The organism is Paenibacillus sp. FSL H7-0943 (assembly GCF_037963265.1).
GTDB classification, from domain to species: Bacteria; Bacillota; Bacilli; order Paenibacillales; family Paenibacillaceae; genus Paenibacillus_AQ; species Paenibacillus_AQ odorifer.
In genome coordinates this window covers 4,364,522-4,381,839 of sequence record NZ_CP150148.1, presented here as the reverse complement: position 1 = coordinate 4,381,839, position 17,318 = coordinate 4,364,522, and the positions used below count along the sequence as shown (strand labels likewise).

Here is a 17,318-nt window from a genome sequence, read left to right as displayed (position 1 = left end):
GAGATAAAGTACGGGTAGTAATAATACTCCATAAACTACTCGATCGCGGATGGAGGCTTGTCTAAACCTTGGGATGTCATGGGCTAGCATAGCGGAAGCTAATAAGAGAACGCAGATTATTTTTCCCACCATAGCTACTTCTCCTTTGTTCCAAATATTGTGCCTGAGTTCATTCCAGTGCTTAACACTTTGACATCAACGTTGATATCGAACTGAGTCTGGGCGAATGTATCCTTCCATTGAGGCTCTAGTTGTTTCCACAGCTGCGGATTTTTCCGGTAAATCTGATTGCCAATTCCGAGTGCGTCGATCTTTTTTGTTTTCAAAAACTTGGTTGCGTGCTCAACCTGTTGTTCAACCTGAGTTATGATACGCTGCTCAAAAAGCTTCATGTCCTTATTGTTTTTTAAATGTGAGCAACGTAATTCTCCGATCATTCCTCCAATAGCAATTTTTACACCGACGGACACAGAACCATTTTTTACGATTGGAGTAAGCGTACTGTTGAAGGTAAGCACTTCAAGCGTTTCTTTTTTCCGCAGCGGTACTTCGGTCTCATCCGGGCAAGGAAATTCTAGTACTCCATAGATATATCTATCCGTCAGCATCATGAATGCTTCGGTATCCTTCTCCTTTAGAATGTCAATCATTTTACCGTCATGAATTACAGCCAGCCCAGATATCAATGGTTTATGATCCAAACTGGTCTTATGCAGGTAAGGGATGATGGAAGTATTGGAGGGGCTACACATTTGTATAGCCAGCTCATAGAGAGGAATCTTGGAAGTTTTTGCGGCATATAGAGCACCGCTCGTCTCCATTCTCTTATACTGTTGACCAATGGTCTGCTCGATAAACGGGTTGATATCTAAAAATGGTGCCGCAGATTGCTCAGCGATGAGAGGAAGAACGGTACCACGCGGTTCTTGATCCCTGGAGAAAAAATCAAGTACCTCCCGGATGTTCGTGGTTCTGGCTAGTTGCTCCCCGATTAATATGACACGCATATGATCCCATTTGGCTTTTCGACCAAATTTTGCCGGGATCTCCCTTATTGCTTCAAAAAAGGTTTCTCCACTCGTAACGATATTAATTCCCTTGGACGCTGGATCCCCTGCTTGTCCCATTTCTATTTTGGTGGAAGGATTATAGAAATGTGTCGTGATTACAATCCGATTGTCTTCGCTTTGGTCAATGGCGACCGCCTGCACATACCCATACTCGTCCAATTCTTTATTATCCCAGCATCCGCTAGTTAGAGTGAGTACAAGAAGGGAAATTAGTATGGTAGTAAGCCGCTTCACTATATCTACTTCCTTCCTGAAGTCTTTTTATATAAGTGTCGATTTCGTGGTGAATGAAGCAGCAGTCTTCTCGGAAGCAGAAAAATAGAATCACGTACTCTTTTAAGATCTAGCGGAGCTAACGAGTCTAAATACGGTTCTCCTAAAGAGCGCAAGGTAGCCAGATGGAGATAAATTAGAATAAAACCGACCATGATGCCAAGTCCTCCGAATGTTGCCGCGAGAATCATTAAGGGAAACCGTAAAATCCGCAGCGCAATTGCCATATTGTATTGAGGTAGCGCAAATGAGGCAATGCCTGTTAAAGCGACGACAATGACCATGACCGGAGAGGCAATCTGCGATTGAATAGCAGCTTGTCCAATGACCAATGCCCCAACGATACTGACGGCCGACCCAATCGGTCTGGGTAAGCGTATGCCCGCCTCTCTCAATAGCTCAAAGAAAAACTCCATGATCAAAGCTTCAACCATAGCCGGAAAGGGGATTCCTTCGCGTGTGTTTAGAATGGCAAGCAGCAGAACCGTGGGAATTAGTTCGGAATGGAAGTTGGATAAGGCAATATAGGTACTGGGTAACAGCAGGGCGATGATGAAGGCAGCGACCCTAATCATTCTTATCAATGATGAAAAAATGGTCCGGTAGTAATAATCTTCGCTATTCGTAAAAAACTCCATGAAATTCCCGGGACAGATCAGAATGGAAGGACTTCCGTTAACCATAGCAATAATCTTTCCGTCTAGCAGTGCTGTTATAGCTGTATCCGGTCGTTCTGTATAGCGGACTTGTGGAAATGGTGAGTAGAGCGAATCACCGATCCACTCTTCGAGATAGGAAACGTCAAGAATTTCTTCCTGATCAATACTTGCTATCCGTTGTTTGAATTGATTTAATGTTTCTGGTTTGACTACTCCATCCAGATAACCATAGGACAACGTTCTTTGAACCTGCTTACCAGAGGTAAAGAACTCGAACTTAAGATTAGTAGATTTCAGCAAACTACGAATAACACCTACATTACGCTCCAAGCTTTCTATAAAGCTGACGTGGGGACCTTGAACAGTAGGCTCTGAAATGGGCTCAGAGGTTTGGCGCTGTTCTACATCGAAGGCATAATAGGCAACGGCTTTTTGCCAACCTGTAAAGAAAAGGACAACTTTCCCATCAAGAATCCCCTTAATGGCTTGACCGATATTGTCCATTAATTCAAGCAGCGGTGATGAAACACCATTTTTTTCAAAATAGGAGATGACATCTTCAACGGTCACGTCCAAGGTGGGACCCAGCTCATGCGGAACTAAATTCTGCAAGATATCTTTAAAATAATTTGTAGGGTCAGACTTAGTAAGTGTATTGAAATAGACGGATGAGGCTTCATACTTAAGATCCGGGCCATAATGCCATGGAATAACCTTTAGGTCCGAACAATTCGCAAAACAATTATTAATAATCTGTAAGTTGTCTTCGAGAGACGCAGAGATAGCATGGGAAAAAAGATCCTTCATTGAAAGCTCATTTTCGGCTTCGAATTGAGGGTGCACCTTAGGATTAGACGGAGGTGTCTTGGCGTTAAAAAATTTCCGCATGCAATTCTCCTTAAATAAATGAGATGTTAAGTGATTTTTATCTTCTCCCTTATTTAGGAATTTATTCGGAAGGTGGAGATAGATCAAATTTTTCGCAAAAAGAACAATTGGAACTGGCTCAGGGAAGAGATGCGATGTTATAATGAACATAATTTTTTTCAGGAGGTGCTCCTTGTGACTCATTCCATTCGTTTATGGTAATCAGTGGTGCAAGACAAGTGGACTCATTCATTTTTTGAGATAAGGAAATGAGTTTATTTGTGATGTGCCTGTTTCAGTGTGCCTATGCTCATGGAATGAGTTTATTTAAGTTTTTAATCAAAGGAGATGACCTTATGCAAATACAATGGAAAAAAGCCTTCGCCCTTATTTTTAGCGGACAGATTTTCTCGATTCTCACGAGTTCGATGGTTCAATTCGCGGTGATCTGGCACTTAACGGAATCGACAGGTTCAGCGGCAGTTTTGATGATTGCTGGGTTGGCAGCGTTTTTGCCGCAAGCGGTCTTGGGTCCTTTTGTAGGGGTCTGGCTGGACCGTTGGAATCGTAAAATAACGATGATTATTGCTGATAGCGCAATTGCGCTCTTCAGTCTGATATTAGGTATTTATTTCATGTGGGGGGAACCGGGACTTGGCTTTGTGTATGTCATTCTGAGCCTGCGTTCGGCGGCATCAGCCTTTCATGCTCCGGCTTTTCAGGCGGCTGTACCGTTGATTGCACCTGAAGAAGAATTGACAAGAGTCGCGGGCTGGCAGCAGATGGTGTTCTCTTTCTCGAATGTAATGGGTCCTGCACTTGGGATAGCGGTTTACTCGGCAACTTCGCTCGGGGCAGTATTACTACTCGATGTGGCCGGGGCTTTGATTGCGAATCTGATGCTGTTCATGGTGAAGATCCATCAGCCTAAAGTGCAGGCTACAGTTGCGCCGTCTTTCGTTCAAGAATTCCGTTTGGGTTGGAACGCACTCATTCAAGCGAAACCCATTGTGTTGATTACGGGGGCTACTGCGGTGTTTAGTATCGCATTTATGCCATTGGCGACACTGTTTCCTTATATGACATTGTCTCATTTTGGCCGTGGAGGATACAGTGCCAGCCTGGTGGAAGCGGTGTTCAGCATCGGGATGATTTTAGGCGGTCTGCTATTGTCGATGTTCTCATCTAAATGGAGCGACATTAGCTATATGAGCGTAGGTCTGCTAGTCATCGGTCTTACCTGTGTGATCGGTGGTTTGATTGGTCCGAATGCATTTGTGATTTTTGCCATTCTCTCGTTCTTGATGGGCAGTGCGGCACCCTTCTTCAATGGTCCCTTCATGGCGATGATCCAACGTTCTTTTGAACCCGAGATGCTTGGGCGTGTCATTTCACTCGTGACCAGCATTATGATGTTGTCTTCGCCAATAGGGCTGCTGTTGGCAGGACCTGTGGTGGATCGATACGGTGTGCAGCTATGGTTCCTCGGTTCAGGAATTGTGGTGATGCTGACCGCTCTGTTTATTTTCATCCAGTTTCGGCGGCTGGCGTCCGCGATTCCGATGAATTGACTAGGGTAGAAACTTCCCTGTAAAAAAGAGTTTATAGGCCGGTCCGAGAGGATCGGCTTTTTGGCGGTTCTTCATATTTTTTCAAATTATAATATGATAGAATTACGTTCACTTGGAGGGATACATAATATGAATCTTCACATTGCAATCTGTGACGATCAGAGGCAAGATGCCTCGCGGTTGGAAGAATTACTCATGAAGCAGATAACCAGCCTGCAAGGGATGACTGCCTCTATTGAGATTTTTGAATCAGGCCAAACCCTGCTTCAGGCAATGACGACTACCGCATACGATATAGTTTATCTGGATATGGAGATGCCCGAGTATAACGGTATAGAAGTCGCAGAGAAGATCCGGCTCAAAGATGCCAGGGTATTAATTATCTATGTCACCAGCCATACAAGTTATATGAGAAGAAGCTTTGCGGTTCATCCCTTTCGCTATTTACTGAAACCCATTGATGAACATGAACTGCAGACCGCCACAGTCAAAGCCATTCAGCAATGCATGCAAAGAAACAACGTGCTGTCATTCTCAATCCATCATATGAGCTATAATTTAAGGGTAGATGATATTATGTATATCACGGTAGAACGAGGCAAAAAATTGGTCCTTTGTACTGAACAAGGGACTTACTCGTATTATGGCAAACTGAGAGAGTTGGAAGGACAGCTGGGATCACATGATTTTTGTCGCGTACATACGGGATTCCTGGTAAATTGGCTGTATGTTCGTTCTTTAAGCAAAGAACTTATTCAGCTGAAGAACGGGGTGGAGCTTCCCGTCAGCCGCAGTAGAAGCTCTGATTCTTTACGGTCCTACCATGCCTTTATAGAAAAGAGGCTCTTAAGATAAATGTCTTTCATCCGGGAGATTAGTCCTTATTTTTTTGGTGTATTTATGCTCGTCCTTATATATGTCCCGCAAGGGGTCACATTTTATATTTTTCTCAAAAAATTCCTGATCCTGAGCAGGAGCAAACAGTCATTTATAGGTTGTCTTATTATCTTTTATATAATTAAATCGCTTACCGCTGCTAGCTTACCTCTAGTTGATTCGGTCATCCTTCACCTGCTTGTGTATAGTCTGATTACCATTATTTATTTCCGCGGCAGTGTGCTACAAAAGCTGTTCTTTAGCAGTTTCTATACAGTGTTTACGGTGGTTATTGAGATGCTGGTATGGTATGGGATTCAGCATATCCCACTCAATGCCGAGGGAATAGATACAGTTAATTTCTGGTGGTTATCTTTTGCTTTCCTATTTGTTGTTTTGCTAAGCATCATGTTATGTCTGCTATTGCTGCGGTTGTTCAAAGTGGATACCACAACGTTACTGTCGAATCAGGATTGGGCTGTGCTGAATCTTGTTTCTGCGGGTTCTTTGCTTATTATTATTGTGAATCTGAGAAATTCCAGTGATAAACCTTTTAATATTCCGTTTGATTTTGTATTCATCCTGCTTGGGATTCTTGTAGTTAATGTGGCTGTAATGTTTATATATCAAAAGTTAATGAAACGGATGCAAATAGAATTGCATAATCATGTGCTACAGCAGCAAGTGAAGGATTACACGAGTAAACTGAAAGATAATCAGGAAGCACAGCGTTTGCGGCATGATCTGAACCATGTGTTGATCCTTATTCATTCTCTGCTGGATGAAGGAGCTGTACAAGAAGCCAAGCGATATATTGCGGAGCTTGCTTCGACACAGGAGGCAGGAGAAAAGTATATTTCTTCTGGAAATATAGCTATTGATGCCATCTATAATGAGAAGTTCGCCAAAGCCGAGCTACATCAAGTTACAATGAAATCTCATTTTCGCATCCCGCAGGACCTGTCACTTGCAGGCAAAGAGGTTGAAATTGCAATTATTTTAGGCAATGCATTAGATAATGCAATCGAAGGGGTTCAGAGATTACCAGAGTCAGAGCAGAATGTTATTGGGCTGGAAGTGATTTATTGCGACGGGTTATTGGTGATTTCTTTAAAGAATCCTGCATCTCTGCTTACAGAGGACGGGCAGGGCTCTTTTTTGTCCAGCAAGCGGAACTTTGGGCGTAGAGGGTTCGGAATCGAAAGCATTGAGTATGCGGTTCAACAGCTTCAAGGAAGCGTCAGTTTCAGATATGAGAATGGGCAGTTCATGATGTTGGCGGTATTACCACTGCCTGAGTAGCAATCCGCAACCAACTACTCCACCTAACCTGCAAGTTACGGTCTCTTCCCGCTGGTAAGCAGCGGTCCATGATATATTGAGGCTGTTCTTATTAAAGGGAGGGTATTCCATTGACATTGTCATTGCTCATCAGTGCAGTCCTTCAGCTCATCTTATTCAGCATCATTCCCTATACATACTGGTTTTTTACAAGCAGAACAACTTCATCCTTTGCCATGTGGATTGGCTGGAAGAAACCCCAATTGCTTTCTAGGAAGCAGTTCATACTATGGTTTATACTTACCATGACTATATTCACCAGCCTGGGAATGCTTACAGCAATCTATATGCTGGATAAGAATACTTTGGCCAGCTCACAGTTTTATGGTACAGGTCTTAAAGGTTTGATTCCGGCATTGATTTATTCTTGGTTACAGACTAGCTTGTCCGAAGAGATTCTGTTCCGCGGCTTCATTGGTAAACGGTTAAGTTCGAAATTCGGATTCGGAATTGGAAACTGTGCTCAAGCTTTATTATTTGGTGTCGTACATGCTGTGCTGTTATACAGCAGTTCCGGATTATTGAATTCTGCTGTTGTAATGATTCTTACAGGTTTTGTGGGTTGGAGCATCGGAATGTTGGATGAGAAATTATCCGGCGGTTCGATCATTCCAGGTTGGGTTCTGCACGGGCTGACTAATCTGATTTCCACCATTTTTATGATGTATCAATGGATGTAGCAATCAAAGTTTTTAGAGAGTACATTTTAAAAATATGGTAAACTAAAAAAGTCTTAAATTATAAGATTAAAGTTTATATACCATTTTTATTGGGAGGTAGATATTATGAAAAACAATGTCAGCTTGCAAAATGATATGGGGATAACGTTTAACTGATCAAGCGTTGACGTTTCCCCACCATTCGAAAGGGGAAAATCATTTGAATCAGGTATTATTAATCATCGATGCACAACAAGAATTAATGGATGGAAACGAAAAGGAAAGTGCAGTATTCAATAAAGAGCAGCTTATCCGGAATATTAATAAAGTGATTGAACAAGCAAAAGAAGCCGATGTCGAAGTTGTGTTCGTTAGGGATCTAGATGTCGCTGAAGGAACAGGTACAGGCTTTCAAGTTCACAATGAAATCAACAGGTCTGCAAATGCCAAAATCTTTGATAAGCTGGCAACGAATTCTTTTCACGGAACTGAGCTGCTACAATATCTGAAAGATCAGCAGATTGAGCATGTGGTGATTATGGGATGTAAAACTCAACACTGCATCGATACTGCGGTTCGGACGGCTACGGTTAGCGGCATGGATGTTACATTGGTCGGAGATGGTCATTCTACAACGGACAATGATGTTTTAAGTGCAGAACAAATCATCAAGCATCACAATAAAACATTACATGGGCACTACAATGTCGAACATTTTTCTATGGTCAGAAGTTCCGAAGAAGATTTGTTTCGCCCAACGCATGACTCTTATAGATAATAATTCAGTGGCGGCACTTAAATGTGCCGCTTTTTGCTGTTTTGCATTACCTCTGATTCTCGTCACCTATACTGATAGACATATTCGCCTAAACCATTCCCATCCCATCTTTATGGGATTGTTCTTGCAAGGGATCTACTTATAATTGTTAGTAATTCTTAAACAATATGAGTAGGGACGGGATCAACATGATGGCAGCAAAAGATATAGAGTTTAAAAGCACACACGGGCAGCGGCTGGGAATGATGGCGGCTATTTGTATGGGGGCGTTTATTTCCCATTTTACAGCTGGAATTGTGAATGTGTCGCTTCCTTTTATTGTGAATTATTTTCAGACAGAGCTTGGGAAGGGGTTATGGATGACAACAGGTTATCTGCTAGTGATTACGGCTCTTCTTCCTATTATGGGGAAACTGGGAGACCGTTATGGTTTTCGCCGGATTCACAATCTTGGATTTGTGATTTTTACTGTGGGTTCTATCCTGGTCGCTTTTTCACCTAATCTGCCAATATTGCTAACGCTCAGAGTTGTACAGGGAGTAGGAGCTGCGATGTTCCAAGCAACTAATATTGCACTCATCACCATTCATATGCCGAAAGAGCAAAGAGGTCGTGCACTCGGAATTTTAAGTACAGCTGTCGCGCTGGGCGGGATGACGGGACCTATAGCGGGAGGTTTGATTGCAGAGTGGCTGAGCTGGAAATGGTTATTTTTAATCCATGTTCCTATGGCGATTGTGGCTACAATTATGGCATATCGGTACATCCCGAACCGTGTGCAAGAGCGCAAGCCGGGTGCTGTCAGCTTCGTGGGGGCCAGCTTGTTTATGGCATTCATCACCTTGGTCCTTCTCGTAATAACAAATGGGAGCAAATGGGGCTGGGTGTCCGTGCGGACAATGACAAGTTTGGTGGGGGTTTCCTTGTTGTTGATTACTTTTCTATTCTGGGAGCGGAAGCAAAAGAATCCTTTTCTACCCTTACAAGCATTGAAAATTCCAACTGTAGCGGGAGGCTTGATCGTTAGCTGTGCCTCTTTTATTTTATCTAATACATTGCTTGTCCTCATTCCATTTTATTTGATGGGGACTTCGGCTCCGTTCTCGTCATCTACGACAGGATATATTATGGCGGCTTATCCCATTGCCTTGGCGTTTGCAGGTCCTCTCGCAGGCTACTGCTCCGACCGTTATGGCTCTCATCGTTTGATGCTTATGGGACTGAGCTGCATGGGAAGCGGGTTTATCTTGTTACTGGTGTATTTAGATCATATACCGATTTATGGAATCGCGGCGATTCTATCTCTTATTGGCCTTGGTATGGGGCTCATTGCCTCTCCTAATAATAGCTTCATTATGCAGCAGACACCACGGGAACACGTGGGTTCGATTGGCGGATTAATTGCTTTAACAAGAAATGCGGGTATGGTCTTTGGCTCAGCACTTGGACTTGGTGTGATGAGTGGAGAGACAGGACAAGGGAGTCAGTTGCAGGCGTTCAAATTGGTTTTTGAGATTAATATTTTCATTTGTTTAAGCGTTATTGTATTAATGGTTGTTATAAATAGAAGGACATTTAAATCTGCTTGATCTAAAAAAATGTGTGTGTAATCACAACTCAAGCTTTGGTGTTCTGTTACGTTGGAAGTAACGAATGATTATCTAGATATGGAGGATAACGATATGTTTTGTTACCAATGTGAACAGACACCGAATGGCGGATGCACCGTTGTAGGGGTATGTGGCAAAAATGAAACCATTGCGAGTTTGCAGGATACGATGATTTTTGCATTAAAAGGAATTGCAGCGTATGCGACACATGCCCGGCAGCTAGGATATAGCGATCCCGAGGTGGATCGTATCACCCACGAAGCTTTGTATATGACGTTGACCAATTCCAACTTTAATACACAGGAACATTTGGAGATGGCGATGAAGGTCGGGGATGCGGCGGTTCGCATCATGGATGTACTGGATCGTGCGCATACGGACCGCTTTGGCATTCCGCAACCGATCACAGTCAGTCAGAACAAAATTGAAGGTCAATGTATTGTTGTAACAGGACATAATTTATATGCGCTGGAGGAATTACTGCGGCAGACAGAGGGGAAAGGCATCAACATTTATACCCACTCAGAAATGCTGCCTGCGCATGGATATCCTGCACTCAAAAAGTATAAGCATCTGAAAGGCAACATCGGCAAAGCATGGTATGATCAGCGTAGATTGTTCGAGCAGTTTCCCGGTGCAATTCTTGCTACCACAAACTGTGTAATGCCGATTAAAGGCACGTATGCAGACCGCTTTTTCTCATATGAAGTAGCGGGGCTGGAAGGTGTAGAGAAAATAACGGGCGACGATTTCTCCCCATTAATTAATCGTGCGTTGTCCCTACCTGCGGCTGATGTAGAGTCAGATCTGGTACTTACGACCGGATATCATCATGAAACTGTAATCGGGTTAGCACCAGAGATCATTCAAGCTGTCAAAGACGGGCATATCCGCCGGTTTTTCGTCATTGCTGGCTGTGATGCGCCAGGTACTGGCGGGAATTACTACCGTGAGTTGGCGACTTCCTTACCGAACGATACTGTCATTTTAACTACTTCTTGCGGAAAGTTCCGTTTCAATGACGTAGATTATGGCACCGTTGGAGACACCGGTATTCCGCGTTACATTGACCTTGGGCAATGTAATAATTCCGGTTCTACAGTGAAGATTGCCATGGCTCTGGCTGAGGCATTTGAGTGTACGGTGAACGAGCTGCCTGTCAGCATCGTGCTGTCTTGGTTTGAGCAAAAAGCAGTAGCCATTCTGCTAGGCTTGTTCAGTCTCGGCATTCAGGACATTCGCATCGGACCCAAGCCACCCGAGTTCATTTCACCAGGTGTACTGGATGTTCTGGTAGAGCTTTTTGGATTGAAGCTAATTACTACTGCTGAGGAAGATATGAACGCGATGTTGGCATTGTCGTAGAGTGAAAATCAAAGGTTGCCGCCCGGAAGGGATTGGCAGCCTTTTTTTGATAGGGGATTTAGGGGATACATCATTGTCGAAGCATGGCGATCCGTAATGGATGGTCATGCTTCTTAACTTGCCATTACAAGATGAGCTTATCGCGTGCTCGCCACATAATTATAGAGGGTATCTCTCAACTCGAACTCGTACGTCAAACCATTAACAATCCCCACAACATGATCGTTATCATACAGGTCAAGCATGAATCCAGCCATTTCCTTCGCGGTATGATATTTCGGCACAGTCCCATGATATTCGAATTCGGGGATATCGAAAGAAAGCTTCGCGAATTCTGTTTCTGTTGCGGCAGGTGCTAGCACTTTAGCCTGCATAAGTGCACCTTGACTCTTCAACTCATGAGAGAGTCCTTCAGTAAAGGCACTCACATAGAACTTAGTCGCACAGTACGTAATGGCATTTCCCACAATCGTATAGCCGCCACCGGATGAAACGTTGATTAGTTGTGTTCCTTCAACATTGGAATAATCACGAACGAATAGAGAGGAAAGGATCGTCAACGATTCAATGTTCAGATGCAGCATTGCAGAAATTTTATCTAAATCTTGCTTGGCCACTGAAGCGAAATTTCCAAACCCCGCATTGTTGATCCAAGTTTCGATTTCGAACCCTTGTAGATCCTCATAAAGCTTATAAGCATTACTAGAAACGGATAAGTCAGTTACTCGAATAACGACATCTATATCGGGGGAGTTATGATTGATTTCAGATTTTAGCTCCTCCAGTTGCTCCCTTCTGCGGGCTGTAACAATTAAGTTTTTACCGCGAGCCGCAAAGGCTAGAGCGGTTTCAAAACCTATACCTGAACTGGCGCCTGTAATTACAGTATATTTCATGTGAATTCCTCCGTTTTTACAAGAATATTTAGTGTTTCAACAACGATGTAATCATAAAGCTTAGAGTTTACTCTAAGTCAAATATTTTTTATAATTATGGGGACTCTTAAAATCAACATAGATTCGGGGGCTTATATGTATACGATCAGCGATGTAGCCAAATTACTAGGGATTACCGCATATACACTGAGATATTATGAAAAGGAAAAGATTATTGCTCCGATGCGGAATGCGAATGGAGAAAGAATATATGATGACTCCAATCTTGCTTGGCTGCGATTTGTGATGAGGTTGAAACAAACCCAAATGCCGATCTCACAAATTAGAGAATATGCGCAGTTATATCTAGAAGGAGAGCATACGGCCCAAGCCCGCTTGAACCTTCTTGAGAATCATAGTAACTCTATACAGAGCCAAATCAGAAACTTAACAGCCACAGAGAAGATGTTGAAAGACAAAATTGCAGCCTACAAAAATTCCCTTGCGAAAGAGACAGGCATTTACTAAGCAGGCGACATAAAAGTATGCCAATGATTAAGATAATTGTGAGATCAAAAAAAGGGCCCTCACGATTCATTGATAGACGCTAGTTCCGCATGTATGTTTGCGGATCAGCGTCTTTTGCTTTTGGGCTAGACTCCGGCAAAATAGCCGTATGCCTCGCTATTCGCATCCTCGTCTCATTCGGCAACACCTTATTGACAGCGCTAGACGTATTCGTTATTGTGTTTAGAAACATGATTCAATTGAGAATGATTATCTCTTGAGAATTTAAAGGGAGTTTGCGAATCAGTTATGGACGTTCTGAAACTTATACAAATATGGAACCAGGTGATTATGAGTGTGCTGGACGTACGGCTAAAGCAGGCCGGAAACGACAACGATTTGAATCAATACCGTTTGCCGGCAAGCGCATTTTTATTCGCTTTTCAAGGACAAGGCGAGTTGTGGGTTGACGATGAGGTATGGCTGTGCGATCGTTTCCATGTACTGCACGCCGGCAAAGGCTCTCTGGTGACGGTTCGGAGCCGAGAAGCGCTGAATGTATATATCGTACTCTACAAAGCGTTTCTCCCCGCTTCGGCCTCGCGCGAATTTCATATAATGATGGAGGAATCCGACCCGTTTCTGGAAAGCTGGGGGTTCCCGCCTGGCGAACCGCTGGCCATGCTTGAGCTGCTTCAAACGATACGCGACGGTTGGCTTAAATCTGACGACGGATTGACCCGGCTGTCGGCCAAGGGAGACTTTATCCGCTTCGTTCACGCTGTCCTGAGGGAGCGTCTGTTCGGAGCCGGCGAGCCATCTTTATCGGAGCAAGTTATTCGACATTTGTCCAGGAATTATCGCCAGCCGATCTCGTTTGAGGAGCTTGCTCGGCAATTGAATTACAGCCAACAATATATATCGCGAAAATTTAAAGAACAGACAGGGCTCAGTCCGCTGGACTACGTCATTCGTTTCCGAATGGAAGATGCGAAGGCTCTGCTGGCCGGTACGATAGCAACACAACAGGAAATAGCATCACATGTCGGTTATCCGGACCTCATTTATTTCAGCCGCATGTTCAAAAAGCATGCCGGCATGACGCCAGGTCAATATCGTAAACGATACGGCCAGTTCGTTTCAGATTATGCAAGGAATAGGTCACAATCGTCCGTTGTTCTAAGCCGGTCATTAAGCTATCCTTTTTATGTGAGTGATATTGATTATCAATTTCAACAGGATGGGGCGAATAAAATGACTAGAGCAACCCGAAGTTTTTATGCAGTGATGCTGTTATGTTTGACCATGATGTTAACAGCTTGTGGTGGGTCGGTGAACAACGGAGGTGCAACGAACAGCCAGGTTGCCGTCAGCGCTTCTCCAACCATGATCACTCAAGAGTCAGAGGTTTTGGCATCTTCTGAGATCAAGGTAGTCAAGACCGCTTTCGGCGATGTCGAAGTTCCTGCACACCCTCAGCGCGTAGCGGCAATTTCTTATCTCGGCACCGTACTTGCTCTGGAAGTCCAGCCGATCGCAGCCGAATCGTTCTTGATGTCGAGTCCTTATCTCGAGGGAATGCTGGACGTCGTGACGGATGTAGGCGACTCGTTAGAGAAGCTGCTGGAACTCAATCCGGATTTAATCATAACGCATAATCCACAGCCTGAGGTAGTCGAGAAATATCAGATGATCGCACCTACGGTATCGGTTCCTTACAATCAGTTTGTATCCATTCAGGAAGAAATGCTGTATTTTGGCGAGTTGCTGGATAGACGTGAGGAAGCGGAGAAATGGAACGAACAATTCGAGAAGGAAATTGCAGACATTCGGGAGAAAGTCCAACAAGCTGTTCCCAAAGGAGAGACGCTTTCGATCATGCAAGAGTACGATGGAAACGTGAGCCTTTTTGGTCCGAAATCGGGACGAGGCGGCCGGCTGATGTATGAAATAATGGGGCTGAAGCCGCCGACGACGGTTCCAGAATTTATGCTGAAGGAATCCTACTATGAATTTTCGCTGGAGAAACTTTCGGAGTACATGGGTGATTATTTGATTCTGACGACGGAAGCCAGCTTGGAATCGCTGCAGGCTGATCCAATCTGGGGGTCACTAGAGCCGATTCGCAACAATCGGGTATTTTTATGGACGGAGAACCAATCCTGGTACCGCGACCCAATCGCCGTGAAAAGACAAATCAACGATTTGACCGACTGGATCATCGAGGCAGCGAGTCGGTAACTGCCTAGAGTAAGGATTGATCGAACAACGGTAATATAAAATCAGAACTTGCCGTAACAGCCAGCGCGCTGATCCGTACCATAAGTGACGACAGGGAATTTTTGAGCGGTAAGTTGGAGAGTGTTGTAAAGATGTGAAATAGCTCGACAGAGGGTGTCCCAAACGTCATAAAATGGCGGAGGGATACCCTCCTTTTTTTAAGAGCGGAGTGGGGAAGGGACTAGAGATTGTGCTGAACGGTCAAGTTTATAACTCTTTCTGTGCAAAGGTTATTTCTAAAATCCAGGTGAAAAGTAGGTAGACTCAGGACAAGCGATCACTATAATGGAAATATGAGACATTCATAGAACCGATCAATAGGATATAAATAAGAATCCGGCTGAGTAAAAAAAAGCGATTAGAGGAGGCCATCTCGTGGGAAGATCATTCGCAAATTTGCATATCAAGTCGAATAACCTTGAGAAGACTGTCGAAGCATTAAGAGAGCTAAGCGAAGGGCATGCCAAAGTATTAGGCAAGACAAATCATGAGGCTCCAGAGAGCAAGGTTGTCATGTACGTAAGCAAAAGCAACGAGAACTGGATCAGCGTGCTCCACGATTATTTTGTATGGGGTACGGTGAAGAAGGCCGGTAAAACGTTGTCCCAGCTTACCGGGGAGCCAGTGATGACCGCCGGATATATGAATGAGGAAATATTCGAGTTGTCGTTGTTCGAGAATGGAGACATTCAAGCCGAAAAGATCTTTTGTGAACAGTGGACGAGGGATGAATATGAACAACTCCGGGAAGAGCGTCTCAATGATGATTACTTGCGAAAAGCGTTGGATATCCGTAATGAGGATTTTGACGGCTTCATTGGAATTACGAGTCCGGGACTAGCCGTAGATAAGCTGTCAGAAATCGTAAGCATGTCTTTATGGAGTGACTGGGAGTGGATCCCGTACGAAGAAGCTCTCAAAAATCGATTTGTGAAATATGAATTTTGAAAATACACGAGTAAATGGCTAAGGACATCTGAGATGACATTTTAATACATGGCGGTGAGCGAAAAGAAATGGATAAATTAAAGAACAGCGGATTTTATAAACTTAGATTCTTCATCAGGCCGGAAGAGTTTGAAAGCGTTTTGAAGCGTTTTGAACAAAAGCAAGCGCAATTTCATCTAACCAATTATGCCCAGACAGAGCATGATCTGAATCAGGTGTATGAGGCGTATCAGACCTTTTATTATTATTTTACGACAGAAGAAAAAAGGAATGAGGGTCTCCCTTTCTTTGTTTATTCTATTTCTGTTGCGTCTGATAATGAAAGCTCTGGATTTTTCGCGAGAAATGAAGGTGTCTATTTTCCATATTACGGACAATGGGCAGAGGATGAACTGCCGTGTATCTTGCTATCATTTCCTAAAGGCTTTCAAATAGATTTGGAAGATGAAAAAGGGAAGTATTATATCTATGAGGATATTCGGGATCATAAGCCGTTAACATATACGTTTTTCGATGAAATAACGGGTGCTATTAAAAAAATGACAAAGCCGCTTCGCTTCTCGGCGCATGATGCAGATGCTATGAAGGAGCAAAAGCCTTCTGTGCGTATAAGCCATGGTGCGATTCAAGATTTGAGCAAATCGTGGATTTTCAATAAATATGGGCTTGTGACGGGTGGCAAATAGTTCAGGGCAAATTACACCGAGGCACTGGCTAAGCTGGAGAATTCAAAAATTGGGGATTGATATGTTGCACTCTCTAAAATTTCAGTATTATCTTGGATAAAAAAGCTGCTCAACCTGCAATATTTTATAGAATTCTCTTATCTGGAAGAGTTGCATGTTGGGGCAGCAGGAGGAGTATTTATGTACATCGTATCTCAGTCAAAACCGCTGTCTGATGGACAAAACCAAGCACTTGCAAAGGAAGATGCCACTGTTTATCCACCGGGCTACCTCCGGTTTTTGCGGCGATTCGGCGAAGGGACTTACAGAGGGTGGTTGAATGTTCAGTTTCCGGATGCGGAGGTGCTCAAACCTTTTGCAGAATACGGATTATGGGAGCATGACGAGTATAGCCCCATTACTGAACAACAGATCGGTGAGTGTATCGTTATAGGTACAACGGTGGACGGTGATTTTCTGGCAATACATCCCCAGACAGCTGGGCTGCTTTGGCTACCTCGGCATGCGGAGCACGTAAAGGCGATTTCCCTGCAGGCAGGGGATCAGGAAGACGAAGGGTTGTACGCCTTGGTGCTGGACGAAATTTATCGTCAGGTGTATGGAATCAGTCAAGGGGAGAGCGTCTATTATGAACCGTGGACGGGCACTCGCAGCCATCGCTTTTTGCGTTTGCCACAAGGGCAGGACCAGCTTACGCTACCCGAACTGGCTGGATTGTGCCAACATGAATTTCCGCCGGATTTGTTTATTGAGAATACCTATGTTTGTTTCCTGTTCTACCGGCAGCTGGGAGGCTATGTACGGTTGAATTATGCCTACCAGCAAGAGGTGGCCATCTTCTATGAACAGGATATGGGTCAGGCGTTTGCTGTAATGGAGCAGTGGCTCTTATCGAAAGGCTGCGAAGCGATTTCAGAAAATAACAGCTAATCTGGGTGCTCCGTAAGTCTGGG

General features: G+C 43.9%; 15 protein-coding genes. 12 read left to right on the top strand and 3 right to left on the bottom strand.

The window, feature by feature from the left end; all coding sequences use genetic code 11:
• Nucleotides 1-134 precede the first annotated feature (134 nt).
• Together NSQ55_RS19170 and NSQ55_RS19165 are read right to left on the bottom strand one after the other, a co-directional pair.
• Nucleotides 135-1,304, bottom strand: coding sequence for a Ger(x)C family spore germination protein (locus NSQ55_RS19170; RefSeq protein WP_339168560.1), 1,170 nt, complete (start codon nt 1,302-1,304; stop codon nt 135-137).
• A 5-nt stretch (nt 1,305-1,309) separates the two neighbouring features.
• Complete coding sequence (locus NSQ55_RS19165; RefSeq protein ID WP_339168558.1) at nt 1,310-2,890, bottom strand: spore germination protein; 1,581 nt, start codon at nt 2,888-2,890, stop codon at nt 1,310-1,312.
• Between the two features lie 335 nt (nt 2,891-3,225).
• On the opposite strand from NSQ55_RS19165, the gene NSQ55_RS19160 reads away from it, so the two are divergent.
• The 7 genes from NSQ55_RS19160 to hcp all read left to right on the top strand — a co-directional run bounded on the left by NSQ55_RS19160 (nt 3,226) and on the right by hcp (nt 11,069).
• Nucleotides 3,226-4,440 (top strand): MFS transporter, encoded by a 1,215-nt coding sequence (locus NSQ55_RS19160; RefSeq protein ID WP_339168556.1) that lies wholly within the window; start codon nt 3,226-3,228, stop codon nt 4,438-4,440.
• Nucleotides 4,441-4,569: 129 nt separating this feature from the next.
• Complete coding sequence (locus tag NSQ55_RS19155) at nt 4,570-5,295, top strand: LytTR family DNA-binding domain-containing protein (RefSeq protein ID WP_076190714.1); 726 nt, start codon at nt 4,570-4,572, stop codon at nt 5,293-5,295.
• A complete protein-coding gene (locus NSQ55_RS19150; protein WP_339168554.1) occupies nt 5,296-6,618 on the top strand; it encodes a GHKL domain-containing protein in 1,323 nt (440 codons plus the stop codon).
• Nucleotides 6,619-6,728: 110 nt separating this feature from the next.
• The gene (locus NSQ55_RS19145) at nt 6,729-7,337 is read left to right on the top strand and encodes a CPBP family intramembrane glutamic endopeptidase (RefSeq protein ID WP_076190720.1); all 609 of its coding nucleotides are present in this window, start codon (nt 6,729-6,731) and stop codon (nt 7,335-7,337) included.
• A gap of 199 nt (nt 7,338-7,536) precedes the next feature.
• Nucleotides 7,537-8,094 (top strand): cysteine hydrolase family protein, encoded by a 558-nt coding sequence (locus NSQ55_RS19140; RefSeq protein WP_076127240.1) that lies wholly within the window; start codon nt 7,537-7,539, stop codon nt 8,092-8,094.
• Nucleotides 8,095-8,282: 188 nt separating this feature from the next.
• On the top strand, nt 8,283-9,683 hold the full coding sequence (locus tag NSQ55_RS19135; RefSeq protein ID WP_339168552.1) for an MFS transporter: 1,401 nt from the start codon (nt 8,283-8,285) through the stop codon (nt 9,681-9,683).
• A 93-nt stretch (nt 9,684-9,776) separates the two neighbouring features.
• Complete coding sequence (gene hcp / locus NSQ55_RS19130; RefSeq protein ID WP_036688774.1) at nt 9,777-11,069, top strand: hydroxylamine reductase; 1,293 nt, start codon at nt 9,777-9,779, stop codon at nt 11,067-11,069.
• 137 nt (nt 11,070-11,206) lie between these two features.
• Here the strand turns inward: hcp and NSQ55_RS19125 are convergent, their stop codons facing one another.
• The gene (locus NSQ55_RS19125; RefSeq protein ID WP_339168549.1) at nt 11,207-11,965 is read right to left on the bottom strand and encodes an SDR family NAD(P)-dependent oxidoreductase; all 759 of its coding nucleotides are present in this window, start codon (nt 11,963-11,965) and stop codon (nt 11,207-11,209) included.
• 135 nt (nt 11,966-12,100) lie between these two features.
• Here NSQ55_RS19125 and NSQ55_RS19120 point away from each other — a divergent pair, with 135 nt between their 5' ends.
• From NSQ55_RS19120 to NSQ55_RS19100, 5 genes are all read left to right on the top strand, one after another.
• Nucleotides 12,101-12,472 (top strand): MerR family transcriptional regulator, encoded by a 372-nt coding sequence (locus NSQ55_RS19120; RefSeq protein WP_076182898.1) that lies wholly within the window; start codon nt 12,101-12,103, stop codon nt 12,470-12,472.
• Nucleotides 12,473-12,760: 288 nt separating this feature from the next.
• Complete coding sequence (locus tag NSQ55_RS19115; RefSeq protein WP_339168547.1) at nt 12,761-14,692, top strand: AraC family transcriptional regulator; 1,932 nt, start codon at nt 12,761-12,763, stop codon at nt 14,690-14,692.
• A 414-nt stretch (nt 14,693-15,106) separates the two neighbouring features.
• Entirely contained in the window at nt 15,107-15,679 is a 573-nt protein-coding gene (locus NSQ55_RS19110) for a hypothetical protein (RefSeq protein ID WP_339168545.1), read from the top strand.
• A gap of 68 nt (nt 15,680-15,747) precedes the next feature.
• The gene (locus NSQ55_RS19105; RefSeq protein WP_339168543.1) at nt 15,748-16,365 is read left to right on the top strand and encodes a hypothetical protein; all 618 of its coding nucleotides are present in this window, start codon (nt 15,748-15,750) and stop codon (nt 16,363-16,365) included.
• Nucleotides 16,366-16,545: 180 nt separating this feature from the next.
• Nucleotides 16,546-17,295 (top strand): hypothetical protein, encoded by a 750-nt coding sequence (locus NSQ55_RS19100; protein WP_339168541.1) that lies wholly within the window; start codon nt 16,546-16,548, stop codon nt 17,293-17,295.
• The last annotated feature ends 23 nt before the right edge of the window (nt 17,296-17,318 follow it).